We start from the raw sequence: 4578 nt of genomic DNA, 5'->3' as shown, positions 1-4578 counted from the left end.
TATTATCTGGTTCAACTGTCGCATCGTTGTGGCGTTTATCTGCGGTAGAAGACATTGCAATAGTGATAAGATGTCGGGCATGGGCGGCTAGTAGTTTCTGAGTTGTCGTTGTGAGAGACAATAACTCTACTACGAAACGCCCTACCTCTTCATGCTCTTATTTTGGCAACGGTATTGTTATATGGAACAGCTTATTATTCTAATTTGCTGTCACTTTTAATTAAGCCCTTTTGTAAAGCAACAACAACAGCTTGAGCGCGATCGCTAACTTCTAGTTTATGTAAAATGGCATGGACATGGACTCTGACTGTTCCCGGTGTAATGTAAAGTGCTAGTGCGATTTGTTGATTGGTTTTTCCAGCTGCTAAAAGCGATAGGATTTCTTGTTCGCGTTGGGTTAAAGGATTGGCAGGTTTGGAGATATTTTCTGAGTCAGATTGGTACAAACCCAACTCCAAGGAAGAACGAATTTCCTTTGTGGCTGTTTCATCCCACCAAGATGCCCCAGCAGCTACCGAACGGAGTGCCAATACTAATTTTTCCGCAGCAATCCCCTTGAGGCAATAACCTTGAGCGCCAGCCTCAATTAATCGGGTAATCAGGGGTTTTTGGGAATGGGAAGTTAAAACTAAAACTGGGAGATTAGGATTTTGCTGTTTAATTTGTCTGCACGCTTCGATGCCACCGATTCCTGGCAATCCCACATCTAAAAGTACGACATCAACAGGATTTTGTTTGATTAATTCAATGGCTGTTTCACCGTCTTCAGCTTCAGCAATAATCTCTAAGCCAGTTTCTTGTTGCAATCGCACGTGCAAACCCAAACGAAAGAGTTCATCGTCCTCAACTAAGAGAATTTTGATGGAGGTTGGCAGCATCTCACACAGTTACAGAGGACTGAAACGGATAAACGGGAAGTTTGAAAGCAAAGATAGCACCGGAGGGTACTCTATTCTCTGCCCAGATTATACCTCCATGAGCTTCAATAATTTGCCGAGATAGATAAAGTCCCAATCCAGAGCCTTTGGCTTGGCGATCGCTATGCCCTTGATAAAACCGCTCAAATAAATGAGGAAACTGTTCGGGCTGGATACCCGCACCTGTATCTAAAATCTTCACAACTTGATAAGATGCTTGCGGTTCTAATACAACTTCTACGCGATCGCCGCGCCGAGAATGGTTGATAGCATTGACTAAGAGATTAGTAAAAACCCGTTGCAGTTGTAATGCATCGCCCTGAACCCACAAAGATTGCCGCCAATCAGAATCACCATAACTAAACGAGAGGTGAACGCGGCGATTTGCTGCTAACTCCGTGAGAGTGCTGGCTGCTTCTTCTGCCAAGACAACTAAATCTACAGGTGCTAAGTCCAGCTTTAAACCTTCAGTATCGTTGCGATAAACATCTAACAAGGTTTCGAGGAGTTGCAGAGAAGTTGCATGACTGCGGATCATTGTGGCTAAAACTTTCTGCTGTGCTGGTAAGACTGCCCCAAATTTTTCTTGTTCAAAGGCTTTGAGAGTTTCGATTGCTCCCAAAAGTGGCGTTTTCAAGTCGTGGGTAAGTGTGGAAGCAAAATCTTCTCGCAGTCCGACTAATTCTTCTTGTGCTTCTAGCTTGGCATGAGTCAAGGCGATCGCTTCTTCAGAACGATGAATGCGATCGCTTAAAACGCCTGTGACAATCAATGCCATCGCTGCGATCGTTCTACTTGCTACTGTGGAAGCTTTGATTAATTCACCCCCCGGCACTACCAAATTTAGTATGGTTAAAGACACAGCCACAACGGTAGCTTGAAAAGTGGCAAGCCTCCCCAACCAAGAGTTTGCTAACAAAATCGGCCCCGTGTAAAGATACCCAAATACATATTCATTGGGCGTAAAGAACTCTAAAGTCATGACGACTATAAACAGACCAACGATTAGCAAAGATTTGTCTATACGCGATGGTTTTTTAGGTAATTTAGGTTTAAAAGGTTCCATTTAGGAAGTGATTATTTTTATACCAATTTTTGATTTTGGATTAAAATTCCTTATATTTATCTTATTGTAGCCATATCTATTAGTTTAGTCTCGTTTAAAAACACGTTTATCTCTAACTAAACATTGGGTATAGATAGTAAATAAATCTTTTAAACATATCTATATTTTTGCTACTAAAAACTAAATATAAAAATAAATTCGATTTTATATCTTCCTATTACTTGTTTTTCCCCAGAAATTAACCAATGATATAAATTGATACAACTCCAGATTGCAATTGTTAAATGCCAGTTTGCCAGGGCAAAGAAAAATCCTACCTGCGACTGAGTATTATTAGCTGTTGATTACATAAAACGGGATGATTTACGTTTTTGATTTTACTAAAATTGCTGTGAAACTAATTTTATGAGTTGACTTGAGAGAAACTCAGTCATTCGCGGACAAAAGTTACTACAGGTTTATGAAAAATAGCAATTAAAAGGCAAGTTCTCGTTTTCTGGCGATTTTCTAACCGATTAACAATGTTTATTTAAAAATTTAACTAACATATGCTACAAGGATGGCTTCAAATTGCGTTAACGCTATTAATTGTGGTAGCGATTACTCCCTTTTTTGGGAGATATATGGCGCGTATTTTCCTGGAACAACGTACTCTTCTCGACCCAATTTTAAACCCGATTGAGCGATCGCTTTACGCTTTAGTCGGCGTTAAGGCTAAAGAAGACATGACAGGTTGGCAGTATGCACGGGCAATTTTGTACAGCAACATTGTCATGGGGTTGCTGATTTTCTTCATCATTATGAATCAGGGATGGTTGCCCTTTAATCCCACAAAAATCGGTGCGCCAACCTGGGACACAATACTACATACCACGATTTCCTTCATTACCAATACCAACCAGCAGCACTATTCTGGTGAAACCTACATGAGTTATGCCAGTCAAATGTGGGGGCTTGGTTATCACATGTTCGTCTCAGCTGCAACAGGCATCGCAGTAGGGATTGCTTTTATTCGCGGGTTGACTGGTAGACCTTTGGGTAACTTTTATGTAGACTTGATTCGCTCGATTACCCGAATTTTATTACCTATTTGTATTGTCGGAGGAATTGCCCTCATGGCAGCTGGCGTTCCCGAAACACTAGCAGGCCCGGCAGTATTTCCGACATTAGAAAACCCTAACATTAGTCAGGCGATCGCTCGCGGCCCTGTCGCCCACTTTGAAATCATCAAGCAATTAGGAGAGAACGGCGGCGGCTTTTTCGCCATCAACTCGGCACATCCATTTGAAAATCCCAATGGCTTTTCTAACTTAATTCAAATTGTGGCAATGCTTTCGATTCCCACAGCCTTGATTTACACCTATGGCATCTTCGCTAACAACATCAAGCAAGCTTGGTTAGTTTACGGCATGGTTGGGGTAATTTTTATCGCATTTATCATCATTACTGCCATTGGCGAATATAACGGCAATCCGGCGGTGAATGCACTGCTAGGAAGTACGCAGCCGAATTTAGAAGGGAAAGAAGTCCGGTTTGGTTGGGCGCAGTCGGCATTGTTTGCCACAAGTACAACTGGCACTATGTGCGGTGCAGTCAACAGTTTGCACGACTCGTTTATGCCTAACGGTGGCTTTATTACTCTTTCTAACATGTTCCTGCAAATAATTTGGGGCGGACAAGGTACGGGAACAGCTTACTTATTTGCTTATTTAATATTGGCAGTGTTCGCCACAGGCTTGATGGTGGGACGCACGCCGGAATTTCTCGGACGCAAGATTGAAAAGCGCGAGGTGGTGCTTGCCAGTTTCCTGATTCTTTTGGTTCATCCAATCTCGATTATGATTCCGGCTGGCATCGCTTTAGCATTCCCCGAACAACTTTCAGGAATTAGCAATCCTGGTTTTCACGGTTTTGCTCAAGTCATCTACGAATACGCCTCCGCTGCTGCTAATAATGGTTCTGGGTTTGAAGGTTTGGGAGATTCCCAACCATCACCATTAGCTATTGCCACAGGCACACAACCAACTGTAACCGCCCTGTGGTGGAACCTAAGTACTTGCTTCAGCTTGCTAGCAGGACGTTACATCCCTATCATTGGGTTATTGTTGCTTGCCGATAGCATGTCCCGCAAACAACATATTCCCTACACTGCTGGCACATTGCGAACCGACACCGGACTATTTACAGGTGTAACCGCTGGCGTAATTTTAATCTTAGGCGCACTAACATTCTTCCCCGTGCTGGCTTTGGGGCCTGTTGGTGAAGCTTTCTTAATCGGCAAAGGCATCGGCTGAAGAGGGCAGGGGGGCAGAGGAGCAGAGGTGCAGGGGAGTAGGGGAGAGTTAGAGCTTGATATCAGGTTTAAAGACTTGTTTGTGACCTCAGAACTCGAATCATCGACCTCAGAACTCGAATCATCGACCTCGGAACTCAAATCATCGACCTCAGAACTCAAATCATCGACCTCAGAACTCGAATCATCGACCTCGGAACTCGAATCATCGACCTCGGAACTCGAATCATCGACCTCAGAACTCGATTCATCGACCTCAGAACTCGAATCATCGACCTCGGAACTCGAATCATCGACCTCGG

Annotated in this window: 4 protein-coding genes; 2 read left to right on the top strand and 2 right to left on the bottom strand. The window is 43.3% G+C overall.

All coding sequences use genetic code 11. The features are described 5' to 3' along the window. Positions 1–194: 194 nt before the first annotated feature. Positions 195–878, bottom strand: coding sequence for a response regulator transcription factor (locus tag I8752_RS30005; RefSeq protein WP_214435852.1), 684 nt, complete (start codon positions 876–878; stop codon positions 195–197). A gap of 1 nt (position 879) precedes the next feature. Continuing rightward, positions 880–1983: a sensor histidine kinase gene (locus I8752_RS30000; protein WP_214435851.1), complete on the bottom strand. Its 1104-nt coding sequence runs from the start codon at positions 1981–1983 to the stop codon at positions 880–882. A 548-nt stretch (positions 1984–2531) separates the two neighbouring features. On the opposite strand from I8752_RS30000, the gene kdpA reads away from it, so the two are divergent. Both kdpA and I8752_RS29990 read left to right on the top strand, forming a co-directional pair. Further along, on the top strand, positions 2532–4277 hold the full coding sequence (kdpA, locus tag I8752_RS29995) for a potassium-transporting ATPase subunit KdpA (RefSeq protein WP_214435850.1): 1746 nt from the start codon (positions 2532–2534) through the stop codon (positions 4275–4277). Between the two features lie 27 nt (positions 4278–4304). Then, the coding region (locus I8752_RS29990) for a hypothetical protein (RefSeq protein ID WP_214435849.1) at positions 4305–4578 on the top strand (274 nt) is incomplete at its 3' end.

It is taken from the genome of Dendronalium phyllosphericum CENA369, from assembly GCF_016056275.1.
In the GTDB taxonomy this organism is placed as follows: domain Bacteria; phylum Cyanobacteriota; class Cyanobacteriia; order Cyanobacteriales; family Nostocaceae; genus Dendronalium; species Dendronalium phyllosphericum.
Note: the sequence above shows the minus strand (reverse complement) of the source record. Positions and strands in the feature narration are given on the sequence as shown.

Coding starts and splice junctions, on each gene's coding strand:
- I8752_RS30005 (WP_214435852.1), bottom strand. CDS start 878: ATGCTGCCAACCTCCATCAAAATTCTCTTAGTTGAGGACGATGAACTC.
- kdpA (WP_214435850.1), top strand. CDS start 2,532: ATGCTACAAGGATGGCTTCAAATTGCGTTAACGCTATTAATTGTGGTA.
- I8752_RS30000 (WP_214435851.1), bottom strand. CDS start 1,983: ATGGAACCTTTTAAACCTAAATTACCTAAAAAACCATCGCGTATAGAC.